Source organism: Dactylosporangium thailandense (genome assembly GCF_059739745.1).
The window spans coordinates 8,392,014-8,409,522 of sequence record NZ_AP029195.1; the positions used below are offsets into that span (position 1 = coordinate 8,392,014).

The 17,509-nt window shown below is 70.4% G+C and carries 13 protein-coding genes; 7 read left to right on the plus strand and 6 right to left on the minus strand.

Features of this window, described 5'->3' with window-relative positions; genetic code table 11:
* Window positions 1–50: 50 nt before the first annotated feature.
* The 5 genes from AC6JBM_RS37305 to AC6JBM_RS37325 form a co-directional block, all read right to left on the minus strand.
* Window positions 51–3,020, minus strand: a complete 2,970-nt coding sequence (locus tag AC6JBM_RS37305; protein ID WP_497978599.1) for a DUF4082 domain-containing protein — start codon at window positions 3,018–3,020, stop codon at window positions 51–53.
* 570 nt (window positions 3,021–3,590) lie between these two features.
* Window positions 3,591–4,724: a biotin/lipoyl-containing protein gene (locus tag AC6JBM_RS37310; RefSeq protein WP_497978600.1), complete on the minus strand. Its 1,134-nt coding sequence runs from the start codon at window positions 4,722–4,724 to the stop codon at window positions 3,591–3,593.
* 30 nt (window positions 4,725–4,754) lie between these two features.
* Window positions 4,755–5,762: an alpha-ketoacid dehydrogenase subunit beta gene (locus AC6JBM_RS37315; protein WP_497978601.1), complete on the minus strand. Its 1,008-nt coding sequence runs from the start codon at window positions 5,760–5,762 to the stop codon at window positions 4,755–4,757.
* Window positions 5,759–6,721 carry a thiamine pyrophosphate-dependent dehydrogenase E1 component subunit alpha gene (locus AC6JBM_RS37320; RefSeq protein ID WP_497978602.1) on the minus strand — a complete coding sequence of 321 codons (963 nt, stop codon included), beginning with the start codon at window positions 6,719–6,721 and terminating at the stop codon, window positions 5,759–5,761. Before AC6JBM_RS37320 ends, AC6JBM_RS37315 begins: the two co-directional genes overlap by 4 nt.
* A 187-nt stretch (window positions 6,722–6,908) precedes the next feature.
* Window positions 6,909–8,153 (minus strand): hypothetical protein, encoded by a 1,245-nt coding sequence (locus AC6JBM_RS37325; protein ID WP_497978603.1) that lies wholly within the window; start codon window positions 8,151–8,153, stop codon window positions 6,909–6,911.
* 384 nt (window positions 8,154–8,537) lie between these two features.
* On the opposite strand from AC6JBM_RS37325, the gene AC6JBM_RS37330 reads away from it, so the two are divergent.
* Genes AC6JBM_RS37330 through AC6JBM_RS37355 form a run of 6 tightly spaced genes read left to right on the plus strand, consistent with a single transcriptional unit; the run spans window position 8,538 to window position 15,161 of the window.
* Window positions 8,538–9,608, plus strand: coding sequence for a Gfo/Idh/MocA family protein (locus AC6JBM_RS37330; protein WP_497978604.1), 1,071 nt, complete (start codon window positions 8,538–8,540; stop codon window positions 9,606–9,608).
* Window positions 9,608–10,612 (plus strand): NAD-dependent epimerase/dehydratase family protein, encoded by a 1,005-nt coding sequence (locus AC6JBM_RS37335; protein WP_497978605.1) that lies wholly within the window; start codon window positions 9,608–9,610, stop codon window positions 10,610–10,612. Before AC6JBM_RS37330 ends, AC6JBM_RS37335 begins: the two co-directional genes overlap by 1 nt.
* Window positions 10,609–11,757: a DegT/DnrJ/EryC1/StrS family aminotransferase gene (locus AC6JBM_RS37340; RefSeq protein WP_497978606.1), complete on the plus strand. Its 1,149-nt coding sequence runs from the start codon at window positions 10,609–10,611 to the stop codon at window positions 11,755–11,757. Before AC6JBM_RS37335 ends, AC6JBM_RS37340 begins: the two co-directional genes overlap by 4 nt.
* Complete coding sequence (locus tag AC6JBM_RS37345) at window positions 11,754–12,878, plus strand: DegT/DnrJ/EryC1/StrS family aminotransferase (protein WP_497978607.1); 1,125 nt, start codon at window positions 11,754–11,756, stop codon at window positions 12,876–12,878. Before AC6JBM_RS37340 ends, AC6JBM_RS37345 begins: the two co-directional genes overlap by 4 nt.
* A gap of 10 nt (window positions 12,879–12,888) precedes the next feature.
* Entirely contained in the window at window positions 12,889–14,148 is a 1,260-nt protein-coding gene (locus AC6JBM_RS37350; protein WP_497978608.1) for an MFS transporter, read from the plus strand.
* Entirely contained in the window at window positions 14,145–15,161 is a 1,017-nt protein-coding gene (locus tag AC6JBM_RS37355; protein ID WP_497978609.1) for a TolB family protein, read from the plus strand. Before AC6JBM_RS37350 ends, AC6JBM_RS37355 begins: the two co-directional genes overlap by 4 nt.
* On the opposite strand, the gene AC6JBM_RS37360 is transcribed toward AC6JBM_RS37355, so the two are convergent.
* Window positions 15,162–16,373 carry an acyltransferase family protein gene (locus AC6JBM_RS37360; protein WP_497978610.1) on the minus strand — a complete coding sequence of 404 codons (1,212 nt, stop codon included), beginning with the start codon at window positions 16,371–16,373 and terminating at the stop codon, window positions 15,162–15,164.
* Between the two features lie 182 nt (window positions 16,374–16,555).
* On the opposite strand from AC6JBM_RS37360, the gene AC6JBM_RS37365 reads away from it, so the two are divergent.
* Complete coding sequence (locus tag AC6JBM_RS37365; protein WP_497978611.1) at window positions 16,556–17,335, plus strand: hypothetical protein; 780 nt, start codon at window positions 16,556–16,558, stop codon at window positions 17,333–17,335.
* Window positions 17,336–17,509: the final 174 nt, after the last annotated feature.

A 17,509-nucleotide genomic window follows, 5' to 3' on the forward strand; every position in this document is an offset into this window, starting at 1 on the left:
GCAAGAGAAATGGCCCGCACCCGAACCCGGGTGCGGGCCATTTCATCGTCTCACGGCGTCGTGAAGATCACATCGACCCAGTAGTTGTTGGCGTTCCAGGTCGATGTCGGGAAGGCGACGCTGTTGCTGAGCAGGAACAGGCCGTTGTGGCCCGTCGCCGTGTCGGCGACCGCGGTCAGCGGGTACGACACCAGCGGGTCGGTGAAGAACCCGGCGTTGTAGGCGTAGTGCCCGACCGTCGTGTGGTACGAGACGACGTACGGCGTGTTGGCGGTGATCGACACCGGGGTGGCGAACGTCAGGGTCTGCCAGCCGGACGCCGTCTCACCGGTGAAGGTGCCCGTCGCCAGCTGCTGTCCGGTGTTCGACCAGAGCGTCCCGGTGTGCGTGCCGGTGTTGTCGACGCTCTTGTAGAACCGGACGCCGGTGACCTTGCCGTCCACCGCCGAGGTGAAGCGCATGCCCAGCTCCAGCGAGTTGGCCTCGCTGGCGCTCGGGTTGGCCGGCACCGCCGAGTTGGACCAGATCGAGCACGGGCAGGCGATCGCGGAGCTGGAGCCCGTGGTGAACGACCACACGGTGGGGCTGGCCATCGCGGTGCCCCAGGCGTCCGAGGCCTTCACCGAGGCCTGGTACGCGGTGGACGGGCTCAGGACGCTGTTCGGCTGCAACGTCGCCACTCGCGTGGTGTTGTTGTAGCTGACCGCGGCCGGGACCGTCGCGCCGCCCGGGGCGCTGAGGGTGAACTGCAGCGAGGTCGGGTCGATGTCCTGGCTGAACGTCGCCGTCACCGCCGTGTTCAGGCCGATGCCCGTCGCGGAGGTGGCCGGCGTCTGCGCCGTCACCGTCGGGGGGTTCTGGCTCGCCCCGGCGGAGTCGACGATGACGTCGACCCAGTAGTTGGTGTCGTTCCAGCTGAGGTTCGGGAAGCCGCCACCGGTGCCGTACTTGTAGACGCCGTTGGAGCCGTCCACGCCGGACTTCAGCAGCTGGACCGCGGTCGGGCCCGCGCCCTTGGTCGCGAAGTAGGCGCTGTCGTACGAGTAGTGCCCCGTCGGCGTGTAGTACGACACGACGTACGTGGTGTTGGCGGCGATCGGCACCGGGTTGGCGAACTGCAGCGTCTGCCAGCCCGTGGCGGTCTCGCCGGTGAAGGTGCCCGATGCCAGCAGCTGCCCGCTGGAGTTCCAGAGCTTGCCCACGTGCGTGCCGGTGTTGTTGGCGGCCTTGTAGAACTTGACGCCCTTCACCGAGCTCGCGGTCGGCACCCGGAACTTGACGCCGAGCTCGTTCGGCGAGGCGTCCTGGGAGTCGGCGTTCGTCGGCACGGTCGAGGACGTGAACGCGGTGCACGGGCACTGCTGGGCGCCGACGGTCACCGACTGGGTCGCGACGGCCCCGATGTTCAGGCTGTCGTCGGAGGCCCGCACCTTGATGCTGGCCGCGCCCTGCGTGGCCGGGGTCCAGGTGTAGCTCCAGGTGCCCAGCCCGTTGGCCGGCTTCCAGGTGGTGCCGCCGTCGACGGAGATCTCGACGCGGCCGACCTTGCCGCCGCCGACGTCGACGGCCGTGCCGGTGACGGTGACCGGGCTCAGCAGCGGCACCGAGCTACCGGCGGTGGGCGACGTGATGGTCACCGTCGGGCCGGTCGTGTCGGTGGACTTGGCGGCCTGGGTGAGCCCCGGCATCAGGGTCAGCGGCTGCGCGCTCATGTCGGCGAGGATGTTGATCGTCGCCTGCTGCATCCGCGGGTCCTCGGTGCTGGCCTGCCCCGAGTGGAAGGAGCTCAGGCCCCACGACCACTGCACGGTGCCGGCCCCGAACACCAGGGCCTTGGAGGTCTGGTCACGGTAGGCCATCAGGCTGTGCGTCGCGACGCCGTTGCCGTAGTTGTTGCCGTGGTCCGGGTCGAGCAGCAGCGTGCTGTCGGTGATGTTCACGGTCGTCGAGGAGAACGCGACGGCGCCCGCCGGGCGGGTGGCGTTCTCGACGTCGACGTCCCACTCGTAGCCGAGCGAACCGGCCGTGAGCGTGGCCGACTGGCCGGGCTGCAGGTTGTTGATCGAGCTGATGCCGCGCCACAGCCGCAGGTCCTTGTAGGCGGCCGGGACCGTGATCGCGTCGTGCCGGTAGCCGTTGACCATGAACTGCGTGCCGGTGAGCTGGTTCGGGTTCGTGTTGCCGCCCTTGCCCGCGCCGTCGGTGTCGACCCAGGTGCCGGTCCACTGGCCGCTCGGGTCGGCGGTGCCGTTCGGCGGGTTCTGGCTCAGCTTGGTCGACTTGTAGCAGACCAGCGTCCGGTCCGGGGCCGTGCCGGTGGAGATGGACGGCTCGAAGCGGGTGCGCCAGAACACCTCGTTACCGCTGAAGAACGCGAGGTTGACGCCGGCCGCGCGGGCCGCGGTCACGTTGTCCCACTGCTTCTGGTTCCAGTACTCGTCGTGCCCGGAGGACATGAAGACCTTGTGGTTGAGCAGCAGCGAGGCGTTGTTGGACACGTCCACCGAGGAGGCGTAGCTCACGTCGTACCCGTTGCGCTCCAGGAACTGGATCATCGGGAACTCGGAGGAGAAGACCCCGTTGTCGCCGGCGAGGCGCATCGGCCGGTTGTAGCTGACCTTGTAGGCGCGGCCGTCGTAGGCGGGGCCGCCGCCCTGGTAGAGGTTCTGGCCGCCCCAGTCGTTGTAGGCCTGCCAGGTCTGGTCCGAGGTCTGGACCAGGATGTCGGAGTGGCTGGACGCGCTGCCCACGACGAACGGGTAGGGCATGAACCCGTTGTTGTCGAGCTGGTCCATCATCACGAGGTAGACGCCGGAGACGGCGTCGGAGGGGATCTGCCACGTGACGTTCGTGGTCCAGTTGCCGCAGTCGACCAGACCGGTGGCGTCGTGGTTGCACTCGTCCTGGGCCTTGATCGGGTACGTCGCGGTCGGCGAGGTCGGCATCTTGCGGGCGCCGAGGCCGCCGTAGTAGCCGAGGCGGTAGAACGAGATCCGGAACGCGGAGCTCGGCGAGTCCACCTTCACCGAGATCGTCTCGCCCGGCTGGTAGCTCGATTTGGTCGTGAAGCCCTGAATGTCACCCCAGGAGTTCTCGGAATACCAGTCGTTGACCGGCGTGCCCGTCTTGGAGTTCTCACAGACGATCGGATTGGACCCCGCTCCACACGGGTCCGAAACGGCCGCGCTGGATGCGGACGGTACGCATGCCACTACAGCTACGACGGCAACCGCGGCTAAGCCGGTTATGAACCGAGACTTCATGTCTTCGCCCTATTCCTGAAACCCCGAAACGACGTCAGCATCCGCAGCGCCCAAGACTCGTTCGGCAGCGTACGTTCCCCTAGCTGACAGGCAAGAATTTATCGCATTAGAGCATGTAACTTGCTGTCAAGTTTTCTGACAACAAGGTCACACGGAAGCAGCCGGACGGCCTGGTGTCCTCCGACGTTCGGGCCGAATCGGGCCTTTCCGCGCGGATGTTGCTCCGAACGGCCGCTCGGGCGCGTTCGGCGTGGTCGGCCCGGGCACCGCGGGCGGCGGCCGAGCCGGGCCCGGCCGTTCACGATGCCGAGCCGACGCCGTTTCCGGTCAGGAACGGCGCGGGACGACGGTGGTGGTGACGACCTTGGTCTTGACCGCGTGATTCGCCGGTACCGAGGTCACGATCACCGCACCGGACGCTACCTGCACGCCGTCACCGAGCACCACCCCGGGCTCCAGAAAAATGCCCGTGCCGAGCCGGACCCGGTCGCGCACGGTCACCTTGCCCGACGACACGCAACTCGGACCGGTCGCGTTGTCGGAGCCGATGACGCTGTGGTGGTCGAAGGAGTTGTACGCGGACAGGAAGTTGTTGTCCCCCATCCGCACGCCGGTGCCGAGGTGGCAGAACGCGCAGATGATGTTGCCCTGGCCGATGACGACGTCGGTGGCGATCTTCGCGGTCGGATCGATCGCGTTGGCCAGCGGAATGCCCGCCTCCGCGCAGATCTTGCGGAACCGGGCGCGGGTGTCCACCGACGAGCCGATCGCGATCACGGCCGCCTCGAAGACGCCCTCGGCGAACAGCGCGGCCAGCCGGTCGCTGCCCCCGACGATCGGCACCCCGTGGACGTCGGTGCCCCAGCGGCCGGGGTCGTCGTCCACGATCGCCACCGCCCGCTGGTTCGGCACCTGGCTGAAGATGTCGATGACCTGCGTCGCGCCCAGCGCGCCGCCGATGAGCAGGATGCGGGCGACGCCCGGCTCCGTCGCCAGCGCCGCCGGCATCGCCGAGTAGTCGACGGTGACCGGCTCGGCCTGTGACGCGCTCGAGGCCGCCTCGACGTCCTTCGCCGTGATCAGGCGCGAACCGTCGAATGTGGACAGGTCCACACCGAGCTCCGCCGCCCGCTGGACCGCCTTGACGGTGGCCCGGGCCGCCCCGGGCGCCGCCGCGCGGGCCTCGGCCTCGGCGGCGAGCCGGTCGGCGTAGGCCGTGAGGTCGGCCAGGCTGTCGAAGAGCATCGCCACCGGCTCCGTCAGCGGCACCTCGGTGCCCTGGCGGACGAGGTGCAGCACGACGCCCGGCTCGGGGGCGTACACCTCCAGCACCGCCTTGCTGGTCTCGACCTCCACGAGCAGGGCGCCGGCCTCCACCTTGTCGCGGTCGTCGACGAACCAGTTCACGACGATGCCGTGCTCGCTGTTGACGTCGTTGGTCGGAACCAGGACCGGCTTCACGCTCTGTCTCCTCAAAGCACACAAAAGGCGTCAGGCAGCGGCGCGGATGGCCGCTTCGATCTGGTGTTCGCCGACGAGCATCAGGCTTTCCTGCGACTTCGACGACGGAATGATCGTCGGGTCGCTGGCGACGACCCGGACCGGGCGGCGCAGCTCGCCGAAGAGCCGCTCGGAGACGACGGCGGCGGCCTCGGTCCCCCAGGACCAGCCGCTCACCCCCTCCTCGACGGTGATGAGCTGCCCGGTGGCGCGCACCGACCGCTCCACCGGCGCCCAGTCCATCGGGGCGATCTGGGCCGGCACCAGCAGCTCGGCGAAGATCTCCTCCTCGACGGCCAGCCGCTCGACCACGCGGGCGGCGAGCAGCGCCTGGTAGCCGTAGGCGAGCACGGTCATCGTGCAGTCCTCGCGCGGCACCGCGGAGAGCCGGACGGTCGGCAGCGCGCCGGGGCCCGCGTCGTGGGAGGCGATCAGGTCGCCCACCGCGCCGCCGCTGGGCAGCGTGAGGTGCTGCGGGTAGAGCAGCTTGTGCTCGATGTAGAGCACCGGGCTGTCCTGGCCCAGGAAGTCGGCGAAGACGGCCTTCGGGTCGTGGTACAGCGAGGCCGCGACGACGCGCAGATGGGGCACGCCGAGGAAGTGCTTCTCGAGGCTCTGGCTGTGCGTGGGCCCGTAGCCGCGGTGCCCGCCCGAGGGCGCCCGGATGACGACCGGGCACGTCGCCTGCTCGGCGTACATGGCCTGGTACTTCACGATGTGGTTGACGACCTGGTCGAAGACCAGCGTCAGGAAGTCGCCGAACATGATCTCGGCGATCGGCCGGTAGCCCGCCAGCGCGAGCCCGGCCGAGATCCCGGCGACGGCCCCCTCGCTGATCGGGGTGGTCCGGACCCGGGCCGGGAAGTCCGTCGACAGGCCGCGGGTCACCTTGAACGCCCCGCCGTACGGGTCGGCGATGTCCTCGCCGAGCACGACCACGCGTGGGTCGTCGGTCAGGCACCCGCGCAGCGCGTCGCCCAGTTCCTTCGCGAAGATCATGGCAGGTTCCTCGCCGTCGCGACCACCTCGGCCAGGGCCAGCTCCACCTCGTCGTCGATCGCGCGCCGGTCGGCGTCGGCGAGCCGGCGCCCGTGCACGACCAGCGGCTCCACCAGCCAGTGCGCGGCGATCTCCTCGGCGGGGCGCTCGTCGTCGCTCTTCGAGTGGTGGCACAGCCGGTAGGTGTGGATGAGCAGCACCCGGGGGCCGCCGCCGGCGCGGACCGCGTCGAGCTCGGCGCGGGCGGCCTCGCGCAGCTCGAGCACGTCCGTGCTGTCGATCTCGCGGACCGGCACGTCGAACGCCTCGAACCGGGCGGCCATGCCGCCGGCGAGGTTCGCCTCGACCGGGGTGCTCTGGGCCCACCGGTTGTCCTCGCACACCACCAGCAGGGGCAGGCGCCACAGCGAGGCCATGTTCATGGTCTCGTACACGGCACCCTCACCGAGGGTGCCGTCGCCGATGAACACCACGCTGACCATGTCGGAGCCGTCGAGCTGGCCGGCCATCGCGATGCCCGCGGCCGCGGGGACGATGCCGCCCTGCACGCCGTTGGACTTGAACCCGGGCGCGCAGATGTGCTGGCTGCCGCCCTTGCCGTGGCACACGCCCGCCTCCTTGCCCATGATCTCGGCGAGCAGGCCGAGCGCGTCGCCGGTGCGGGCGAGGTAGTGGCCGTGGCAGCGGTGGTTGCTGAAGACGTGGTCCACGTCATTCAGGTGCTCCATCACGGCGACCGCGTCGGCCTCCTGGCCGATGCAGGCGTGCGTGGTGCCGTTGAGCACCCCCTCCTCGAAGAGAGCCAGCAGGGTCTCCTCGAACCGGCGGATGAAGCGCATCCGGCGGTAGAGCCGGTGGTCATCGGGTTCGCCGGGCCGGCCGGTCAGCCGTTCGTCTCCGGCGGCCGGGGCGGTCGGGCTGAAGGCGATCCGGGCCGGCGGGGATGCCGTCGACACCATAGGACTTTCCTCCCCAGCGTTATATGCAAATGCGTGGAAATCGCGCGGCTACACCGGCCGATGACCGGCGACCGGTGCGCAACAATACCGGGCCACCGGCCTGGAAAGAGTCGGTCTCAAGAGCAGAAAATCACGCGAGGCAGTCTCAAATCCGACTCGCGACCAGGTGTTGTGGTGATCACATGGATCAGGACGGCTTCTGCACCTGCTCGCCCGTCGGCGTTCCGTCGATGGACCCGGCCACATTGTCGGCCCACTCGGAGTAGGTCACCTTGCAGCCACCGGAGCAGGGGCCGGTGCGGCCCCAGTGCGTCGGGCCGAAGACGTTGCCGCGGACCCGCAGGTTCTGGCCGTCCTGGGCGTAGAACCCGTAGGCGCCGAGCGAGATGAAGCTGTCCGTGACGCTGTAGTTGGTCAGCGTCGAGCCGCCGGAGCTCTGGGTGAACAGCACCGCGGTGATGGCCTGCCAGTAGTTCGGGATCTCCTGGCCGGTGTAGGCGTTGACGCCCGGCTCCAGCCGGCTGTTCTTGATCGTCAGCGGGCCGGTGCCGCCGTACGGGAACACACCCCCGGTGTGCGCCGCCGACGGGTCGGTCAGGTTGGCGATGTAATTGTCGTGCAACCAGCTGTTCTCGATCGTGACATTCTGGCCACACAGGCACATACCGCCGGTATTGGCCACGTCGACCCGGTTCAGGTGGATCGTGCACGTCCCGCAGTCATTGATCGCGTGGTCGTTGAGCGATCCGCTCTTCTGTCCCAAACCGACCGGCTCCGGGCGGATGGTGGTGTTGGATATGTTCAGCGTCAGTTTGCCCGAACCGTTGGCGTTCACGAGAATCGCGCGCTGATTCGAACCCGGCGGCGGCGCGATAATCGAGTTCGTGATGTTGACCGTGCCGTGACAGTCCGTGCCGATGTAAATGAAGCCGTGGATGTACTTGTGATCGAGGGTGACGTTCCCGCAGGTGTACAGGTTGTACGCCTTGCTCTGGCTGTCACTCGCCGCCACTTCCTGATAACCGGGCGGCACCGGAAGCTTCGCGTCGGACTGCTTGTATTTGCCAACGCCCGGCGCACCCACCGAGTAGCGGGCCGGATACTTCCCGCTGGCGGTTCCGCCGCCGGCCCCGCTCCCGCCGGCCGCGGACGCACCGGCGGCGCTACCGGACGGCTTGGCGCTGCCGAGCCCCGCCTTGCCCGGGTCGGCCCCGTCGCCCAGCTGCTCCGACGAGTCACCGCCGGCCGACCCCGAGCCGCCGGTGAGCGCCCGGCACTCGGCCGCGCTCTGGCCCGGCGCGCACTTCGGCACGGAGCTGGCCCGGCTGGTCACCACCCACAGCCCGGCCCCCGCGAGGAGCAGCGCCCCGGATGCAGCGATCAGAATCAATCCTCTGCGGCCCAGTCGCCTGCCCTGATTCGAGTGCACCATTGGCCATGTCCCCCTAAGGATGGCAATCAAGCCGCGGCTACCCCAGTTCCAAGTTCGTCGCAGTGTATGCGACTTTCAATCCGTGTCCATTCACGGGCCGCCATCCCGCAGGGGCGCCCGCCGGGCGCTTAGCGGCGTCCGCGCAACTCGTCCGACCGGCCGGAATCCACGACCGTCACGGCCACGATCATCTTTATTCACGACGAAAGATGGCTGCTCAGCGTGTTGCAGGAAAAGGATCACTGTGCCAGATTTCCGTCAGTGCCGCGCCATTGCTTGACTGTAGCGGTAGCTTGCCCGTGCCGCGTGCGTGTCGTGCTCAACACGTTGTGCCGGAAATCGTCCACCTCTCGGCCTATGTCGGGTTGACCGAATCGAGTATGTGTGAATTCAACAAACGTCCAGGCCGACTCTGAGCCGATCGGCGTAGCCGTCGTGGGGGCCGGCTACTGGGGGCCGAATCTCGTGCGCAACTTCATGGCATCGCCGTCCTTCCGGTTGCGAGCGCTGTGCGACCTGGACGTCACGCGTGCCCGGCGGGTGCTGGGCGCCTACTCCACGGTCGAGGCCACGAACGACCTGTCCACCGTGCTCGCCGACCCGGGCGTGCAGGCCGTCGCCATCGCCACCCCCGCGGGCACGCACGTGGACGTGGCGCTCGCCGCGCTGCGGGCGGGCAAGCACGTGCTCGTCGAGAAGCCGCTGGCGGCCACGGTCGCGGAGGGGCGCCGGCTGGTGGCCGAGGCCGAAGACCGCGGCCTCGCCCTCATGTGCGACCACACCTACTGCTACACCCCGGCGGTGACCCGGATCCGCGAGGCTGTCCAGAGCGGTGAGCTGGGCGAGCTGCACTATCTGGATTCCGTACGGATCAACCTCGGCCTGGTGCAGCGCGACATCGACGTGCTGTGGGACCTCGCCCCGCACGATCTGTCCATCCTGGACTTCGTGCTGCCCGACGGCGTGCGCCCGGTCTCGGTCAGCGCGCACGGCGCGGACCCGATCGGCGCCGGCCGCGCCTGTGTCGCCTACCTCACGCTGCAGCTCAACACCGGCGCCATCGCGCACGTGCACGTCAACTGGCTCTCGCCGATCAAGGTGCGCACGACCATCGTCGGCGGCTCGAAGCGGACCCTGGTGTGGGACGACCTCAGCCCGACCCAGCGCATCGCCATCTACGACCGGGGCGTCGAGGTCGCCGCGCCGGACGAGCTGGCCCCGGACCAGCGCCGCGAGATGCAGATCTCGTACCGCTCCGGCGACATGCTCGCGCCCGCGCTGACCGAGAAGGAGGCGCTCGGGCAGATGGTCACCGCGTTCGCGGCCGCCATCCGCACCGGTGTGCCGTCGCTCACCGACGGGCGGGCGGGGCTGCGGGTCCTGGAGATCCTGGAGGCCGCGTCGCGTAGCCTCGCCGACGGCGGAGTGGCTGTCCCCCTGGAGGGTGAAGACTGATGGGCAATGCGTCTGTGCCGATTCGCGGAGCGCGCGTCCTGGTGACCGGGGGCGCCGGCACCATCGGCTCCCACGTGGTCGACCTGCTCGCGCAGGGCGGGGCCGCCGACATCGTGGTCCTGGACAACCTGGTGCGGGGCCGGATGGCCAACCTGGCCTGGGCGAGCGCCAACGGGCCGGTCCGCGTGGTCGAGGGCGACATCCGCGACGCCGCGCTGGTGCACGAGCTCAGCCAGGGCATCGACCTCGTCTTCCACCTCGCGGCCATCCGGATCACCCAGTGCGCCAGCGAGCCGCGCCTGGCCAACGAGGTGCTCGTGGACGGCACCTTCAACGTGCTCGAGGCGGCCCAGGCGGCCGGCGTGCGCAAGGTCGTCGCGTCGTCGTCGGCGTCGGTGTACGGCCTGGCCGAGCAGTTCCCGACCACCGAGCGCCACCACCCGTACAACAACGACACGTTCTACGGCGCGGCCAAGGCCTTCAACGAGGGCATGCTGCGCAGCTTCCACGCGATGTACGGGCTGGACTACGTCGCGCTGCGCTACTTCAACGTGTACGGCCCGCGCATGGACGTGCACGGCTTGTACACCGAGGTGCTCATCCGGTGGATGGAGCGCATCGAGTCGGGCACGCCGCCGCTGATCCTCGGCGACGGGCTGCAGACGATGGACTTCGTCCACGTCGCCGACATCGCGCGCGCGAACATTCTCGCCGCCGAGGCCGACGTGACCGACGACGTGTTCAACATCGCCAGCGGCGAGGAGACCAGCCTCAAGGAGCTGGCCGCCGCGCTGGGGGCCGTGATGAAGTCGGACCTGAGCCCCGAGCACGGGCCGGCCCGCACCGTCAACAGCGTCACGCGGCGCCTGGCCGACACCTCGCACGCGGAGCAGAAGCTCGGGTTCCGCACCGAGCTGACCATGAACGAGGGCCTGCAGGCCCTCGTCGAGTGGTGGCGGGCCGAGCGCTTCGCCGACCAGCCCGCGGGCGGGGCGAGCGCATGAGCGCCACCATCCCGGTGATGATCCCGATGCTGGGCGAGGAGGAGGCCCAGGCCGCCGCCGACGCCGTGCGCAGCGGATGGGTCGCCCAGGGCCCGCGCGTGGCCGAGTTCGAGCGCTCGTTCAGCGCGCTGGTCGGGGCCGGCCAGGGGGTCGCGGTCAGCTCCTGCACCACGGCGCTGCACCTGTCGCTCATCGCGCTCGGCGTCGGGCCGGGCGACGAGGTGATCGTGCCGTCGTTCTCCTTCATCGCCACCGCGAACGCGGTCCGCTACGTGGGGGCCACGCCGGTCTTCGCCGACGTGGACCTGCGGACCGGCAACGTGACCGTGGAGACGCTGGATCGGGTGCGCACCGGGCGTACGGCCGCCGTCATCGCGGTGCACCAGGGCGGCGTCCCGTTCGACGTGCGAGCGGTGCGCCAGGCCGCGGCCGAGTGGGGCGTCCCGCTGGTCGAGGACGCGGCCTGCGCCGCCGGCTCCACCGCCTACGGGGCCCCGGTCGGGGCCGGCTCGCTGATCTCGGCGTGGTCGTTCCATCCGCGCAAGGTCATCACGACCGGCGAGGGCGGCATGCTCACCCTCGACGACGCCGACCGCGCGGTCCGGCTGCGGCGGCTGCGCGAGCACGGCATGAACGTCTCCGCCGCCGACCGGCACGCAAGCGCCCAGCCGATCCTCGAGGCCTACCTCGAGACCGGCTGGAACTTCCGGATGACCGACATCCAGGCCGCGGTGGGTCTGGTGCAGCTGGGCCGGCTCGCCGGGCTGGTGGCCCAGCGCCGCCGGCTCGCGGCGCGCTACCAGGAGCTGCTCGCGGACGTCGAGGGGCTGTGGGCGGTGCGCGATCCGGCCTACGGCGAGTCCAACTTCCAGTCGTTCTGGGTCCTGCTCTCGCCGGAGTTCGGCGTCGGCCGCGACCGGGTGCTGTCCGAGCTCGCGGCGGCGGGGGTCTCCGCGCGGCGCGGCATCATGGCCTCCCACCTGGAGCCGGCCTACCAGGACGCCCCGCCGACGGACGGCCTGCCGAACACCGAGCGGCTCACCCGCGACTCGCTCATCCTGCCGCTGCACCACAAGCTCACCGAGGCCGACCAGGATCACATCGTCGGCATCCTCTCCAAGCTCGTTGGGAGTTCCGCTTCATGATCCCCCTTGTCGACCTGAAGGCGGCCCACGCCGAGGTCGCCGAAGACGTCGCCCTCGGCTTCAAGCGCATCCTGGAGAACACCGCGTTCATCGGGGGCGCCGAGGTCACGGCCTTCGAGCGCGAATACGCCGAGTTCAGCGGCGTCGCGCACTGCGTCGGGGTCGCCAACGGCACGGACGCCCTCGAGCTCGCGTTGCGGGCGGCCGGGGTCGGGCCCGGCGACGAGGTCATCCTGCCGGCGAACACGTTCATCGCCACGGCCGAGGCGGTCGCCCGGATCAACGCGCGCGTGGTGCTCGTCGACTGCGACCCGCGGACGTACCTCATCGACGTCGACGCGGCGCTGGCCGCGGTCGGGCCCAAGACCCGGGCCATCATCCCGGTGCACCTCTACGGCCAGCTCGCCCCGGTCGAGCGGCTGCGGGCCGGCCTGTCCAGTGCGGCCCGGACCGACGTCGTCATCGTCGAGGACGCGGCCCAGTGCCAGGGCGCGACCCGCTTCGGGGCCGGCGCCGGCGCCGAGGGCATCGCCGCGACGAGCTTCTACCCGGGCAAGAACCTCGGCGCCTACGGCGACGCCGGCGCGGTCGTCGCCGCCGACGAGGCCCTGGCCGTCTCGGTGCGCACGATCAGCAGCCACGGCGGCCTGACCAAGTACGTCCACGACGTGGTCGGCTTCAACAGCCGCCTGGACGCGCTGCAGGCGGTGGTCCTGCGGGCCAAGCTGACCCGCCTCGCCGGCTGGAACGCCGCTCGCCGGGCCGCCGCCGCGCGGTACGACGAGCTGCTCGAGGGCCTCGACGTGACCCGCCCGGTCACGCTGGACGGCAACGAGCACGTGTGGCACCTTTACGTGATCCGGGAGGCGAGCCCGGACGGCTCCGCCACCCGCCGCGACGAGGTCCTGGCCCGGCTCAACGCCGCCGGGGTCGGCGCGGGCATCCACTACCCCTACCCGATCCACCTCACGCCGGCCTTCGCCGGCCTGGGCTATGCCAAGGGCAGTTTCCCGCACGCGGAGCAGGCGGCCGTGGAGATCCTGACCCTGCCGTTGTTCCCCCAGATCACGCCCGACCAGCAGGAGATCGTGGTAGAGGCGCTGCGGGCCGCACGAAGGTGAGAAGCACCAGATGTACCTGACGCTGCGGGACCGTCCGGGTGGCAAGTCCGGCTCCAAGTCGCCGTCCCGGGCGGCCCCGCGGATCGCCACGACGGTGGTGCTGCTCGGCATCGTGAGCCTGCTGACCGACGTCTCCTCCGAGATGGTGTCGGCGGTGCTGCCCCTGTACCTCACCGCCGAGCTCGGCCTGGGCGTGCTCGCGTACGGCTTCGTCGACGGCCTCTACCAGGGCGTCAGCGCCGTGCTGCGCATCGGCGGCGGCTACGTCAGCGACCGGTCCAACCGGCCCAAGTGGGTCGCGACGACCGGCTACGCCCTGTCCGCCCTGAGCCGGGTCGGCATGCTGGTCGCGCACAGCCTCGGCCCGATCAGCGCCGTGGTGACCGCCGACCGGCTCGGCAAGGGCCTGCGCACCGCGCCGCGGGACGCCATCATCGCCGACTCGTCGGACCCGAAGGCGCTCGGCCGCGCCTTCGGGGTGCACCGCACGCTCGACACCATCGGCGCGGCCATCGGCCCGCTGGTCGCCTTCTCGATGCTGCTGCTCGTGCCCGGCGACTACAACTCGGTCTGGATCGTCTCGGCCGGGTTCGCCGCGGTGGGCGTGGCCGTCATCGTGCTCTTCGTGCCCAACCACCGGGCGAAGACCGCGCGCACGGCCCAGAACGTGCGGCACCTGCTGCGCGAGGTCACCGGGCCGCGGCTGCGCCGCCCGCTGGTCGCGGCCGGGCTGCTGGCGCTGTTCACGGTCGGCGACGGCTTCCTCTACCTCTCGCTGCAGGAGCGCGACCACTTCGCCGCGAAGTACTTCCCGCTGCTCTACGTCGGCACCAACATCGCGTACCTGCTGCTGGCCATCCCGTTCGGGCGCCTCGCCGACCGCATCGGGCGGACCCGCGTCTTCCTCGGCGGCCACGTCGCCCTGCTGCTGGTCTACCTGTTCGCGGCCGGCCCCTTCACCGGCCTCCCGGCGACGATCGTCGTGCTGGCCCTCATCGGCACGTACTACGCCGCCACCGACGGCGTCCTGCCGGCGCTGGTCACCCCGCTGGTCGACCCGCAGGCGCGCGGCAGCGGCATCGCGGCCGCCCAGACCGTGGTCGTGCTCGCCCGGTTCGCGTCCTCGCTGGCGTTCGGCAGCCTGTGGCTGCTGCTCGGCAGCACCCACGCGCTCTACCTCGTGGCGGGGCTGCTCGCCGTCACCCTGGCCGTGGCCGTCTGGCTGCTGCGGGCCGTTGCGGCAGCACCCACCACGGAGGCCGCCGCGTGAGCAATCGCGCCAAACTGATCGCCCTCGGCGTCGTCATCGCCGTCGCCCTGCTCAGCTCGGTGGGCTACGTCGTGTTCGCACGGCGGGCCCAGACCAAGGCGGCGCAGGACGCGCCGCCGGTGCCGACCATCGAGGACCTCACCGCGGTGCAGAGCGGGCCGCGCATCGTCTTCCGCAGCACGGCGCTGGGCGATCGGTACGGCAAGGTCGCCGAGGTGCCGCTCACCGCGCCCGCCGGCCCCCGCGCGTTCACGCCGGTGAGCTGCGACCGGGTCTACGCCCGCGAGGGGCAGGCGGTGTGCCTGGCCGCGAAGCCGGGCGTCGTCACCACCTACACCGCCCGGGTGCTCGGCGCGGACTGGTCCCCCGTCCTGGACCTGCCGCTGTCGGGCGTGCCGAGCCGGACCCGGCTGTCCCGCGACGGCGCGATGGTCGCGACCACGACGTTCGTCTCGGGCCACGACTACTCCTCGCCGGGCCAGTTCTCCACCGAGACGCTGGTCACGAACATCGCCGGCCGCAAGACCACGAACATCGAGCAGTTCACGCTCACCGTCGACGGCAAGGCGATCGACGCCAAGGACCGCAACATGTGGGGCGTCACGTTCGCCGACGACGACCACTTCTACGCCACCGCGGCCTCCGGCAAGAAGACGTGGCTGGTGCGCGGCACCATGTCGACGGGCCGGCTGGAGGCGCTGCGGGAGGACGCCGAGTGCCCCTCGCTGTCGCCGGACGGCAAGCGGATCGCGTTCAAGGAGCGGGCCGGACGGCCCGCCGGCGAGTGGGGCGTGACCGTGTACGACATCGCCACCGGCAAGGCGACCCGGCTGGCCGAGCCGCGCAGCGTGGACGACCAGATCGAGTGGCTGGACGACTCGCAGGTGGTCTACGGCCTGCCGCGCGCCGGCGAGGGCCCGGCCGCCAGCGACGTCTGGGTCGTGCCGGCCGACGGGTCGGGCGCCTCGCGGGTGCTCATCCCCGACGCCTGGTCCCCCGCCGTCGTGCGCTGATCACGCGCCGTCCTTCGCCAGCTCCCGGGGCGGCCCGGCCGGGTCCGCGGCGGGCCGCTGCTCCGGCCGGCGGCGCGAGCGGCGCGGGGTCCAGTCCTTGAAGCCCATCGCGGGCCGCTCGACGAGGTGCCAGGACGGCACGGCCAGGACGAACGTGCCGGCCGTGGAGAGCGCGATGTAGGCGAGCATGCCCCAGTCCGGCACCCCGAGCAGCGCCAGCAGCTGCTGGACCGGGAAGGCGTAGATGTAGAAGCCGTACGAGTAGTCCTGCTTGCGGCCGATCCCGCGCAGCCACCGGGGCAGCCGGATCGCCAGCCACAGGATGAGGTAGGCGAAGGCCGGGTAGCCGAGCACCGCGACGCCGCCGAACTGGACGGTGCCCAGCAGGACGACGACGGCCACGAGGGCACCCGCGTCGTTCATGACGATGCGGTTCTTGTACAGCTCGAACAACGCCCCGAGCAGGAACAGATACGTCAGGTAAATCAGCGAGTACCGGTCCAGGCCGTTGAATCCGAGGACCGGGCCGTGGATTCCCTGCGGACCCGGCACCTTCGGGGCCTGGATGAGGTCGTAGATCATGATGGCGAAGCCGGCCGCGGCCATGATGAGCACCACGAATTTGGCGCGCCGCAGCACCCCGACGAGCGCCAGGCCGCCGACCATGAAATAGCAGCCCACCTCGTACATCAGGCTCCACAGCGAACCGTCGAAGACGCTGTCGCCGGTGCGGTGCGCATACGGGGTGTCCAGCAGGAGATCGGAGATCCCGTATTGCTGCATCGCCACGAACAGGTTCTTGGCGACGTATTGCGCGGGGCCCTCGTGATGCGACCAGAATCCGCTGAGGTTGCCCCGCTCCAGCAGCGCGACCAGCGGCGCGAGCACGAACGCGGTCACCGCGAGGCAGACCCAGAACCCGGGCAGGATGCGCAGGGCCCGGTGCCAGAGAAAGCGGCCGAGCCCGAAGCGCATCCCGCTTCGGGTGATCAGGAACCCAGATATGACGAAAAAGCCGATGATGCCGATTTCGCCCAATTCGGCCTGGCCGTTGGTGATGCCGGCCCCGGGATCGTCGCGCGCGTAACCCAGCGGAAAGGTGTGCGACAGCAGGACCAGGAAGGCGAACAGGAGCCGCAGGAAGCCGAAGCTGTTCTCCCGTGACGAGAAAGCCTCGGCCAGCGTTCGCCTCGCCCAGATTCGACGCAACACCCGCAGAGTTAACCACAGACCCGCGGCGCGAAAACCTGCCAATTCGCAGCGAAGGTCGCGGCCCGCGCGATGTCAGGTTTGCGTCATGGGTGAGACATCCGGCCGATCGGGGTGAGGTCTACGATGGCCACCATGTTTTCGCGTCCTGCGCTGCCATTCTTCCCTGCCGCGCGGTGGTCGCGGTGAGGTCCTTCCTCGCGGTCTCGTTCGCCCCGGGGTCGGCGCCGGGCGCCCCGGCACCGGCGGCGGTCGCGGCCCTCGGCGAGGCCACCGTGTTCTCCGGCGCCGACGGCTGGGTCGCGCTGGGCGCGCAGGACCCGGGCGACCGCGTCGAGGAGCAGGCCGGCGGATTCACGGTGCGGCTCGGCCGCGCGGCGCGCACCTGGTCCGGCGAGGTCTCCACCGACGCCCTGGCGGGACTGCTCAAGGACGGCTCCGGAGTGGACGGCACGGCCCTGGCCGCGCTCGTGCCGCCGTTCGCGGCCGCGCACCGGTCGTCCCCCGCCGCGCCGACCGTGGTCGCGACCGACTGGCTGGGCTTCCTGCAGGTCTTCTACTGGCAGGGCGACGGCGTCGCCGCGGTGTCGACGAGCGCCCTCGCGCTCAAGGCGCTGGCCGGCTCGACGCTGAACACCGCCGCGCTGGGGCTGCAGAGCCTCGTGGGCTGGCAGGTCGGGCTGGGCACCGTGTTCGGCGACGTGTTCAAGCTCGAGGCCGGCTCGCTCGCCGTGCTGTCCGGCGGCCAGGTGCGGGCCCGCCGGTACATCGAGCCGTCCCTGCAGCTCGAAGGGGCGACGCCCACCGTGGAGACGGCCGTCGAGGAGATGGCCGGGCTGCTCGAGGACTTCCAGACCGCCTATCTCGGCGACCACCCGGCCACGGTGCTGCAGCTGACCGGCGGCCAGGACACCCGGGTGCTGCTGTGCGCGGTGCCGGCCAAGTGTGCGCGGGTGAGCGAGTGACGGGGCGTGACGGGGAGATCAGCAAGTAGAGGAGTTATGTGTGTGGGTGGAGTTATTTGGATCGTGGGTTGAGTGTAAAGTGAGACGGGAAGAGTATGGCTGAGACTAGTGAGGCGGGACGTGGCGGCGGCGTAAGATGCGGATGAGGGAGCAGCTCGCGCTGGCCGTTGTGGG

What these genes read in the sequence shown, in the direction of transcription:
- AC6JBM_RS37320 (WP_497978602.1), bottom strand. Translation starts at nt 6,721, where the DNA reads ATGGTGTCGACGGCATCCCCGCCGGCCCGGATCGCCTTCAGCCCGACC.
- AC6JBM_RS37345 (WP_497978607.1), top strand. Translation starts at nt 11,754, where the DNA reads ATGATCCCCCTTGTCGACCTGAAGGCGGCCCACGCCGAGGTCGCCGAA.
- AC6JBM_RS37335 (WP_497978605.1), top strand. Translation starts at nt 9,608, where the DNA reads ATGGGCAATGCGTCTGTGCCGATTCGCGGAGCGCGCGTCCTGGTGACC.
- AC6JBM_RS37340 (WP_497978606.1), top strand. Translation starts at nt 10,609, where the DNA reads ATGAGCGCCACCATCCCGGTGATGATCCCGATGCTGGGCGAGGAGGAG.
- AC6JBM_RS37315 (WP_497978601.1), bottom strand. Translation starts at nt 5,762, where the DNA reads ATGATCTTCGCGAAGGAACTGGGCGACGCGCTGCGCGGGTGCCTGACC.
- AC6JBM_RS37325 (WP_497978603.1), bottom strand. Translation starts at nt 8,153, where the DNA reads ATGGTGCACTCGAATCAGGGCAGGCGACTGGGCCGCAGAGGATTGATT.
- AC6JBM_RS37350 (WP_497978608.1), top strand. Translation starts at nt 12,889, where the DNA reads ATGTACCTGACGCTGCGGGACCGTCCGGGTGGCAAGTCCGGCTCCAAG.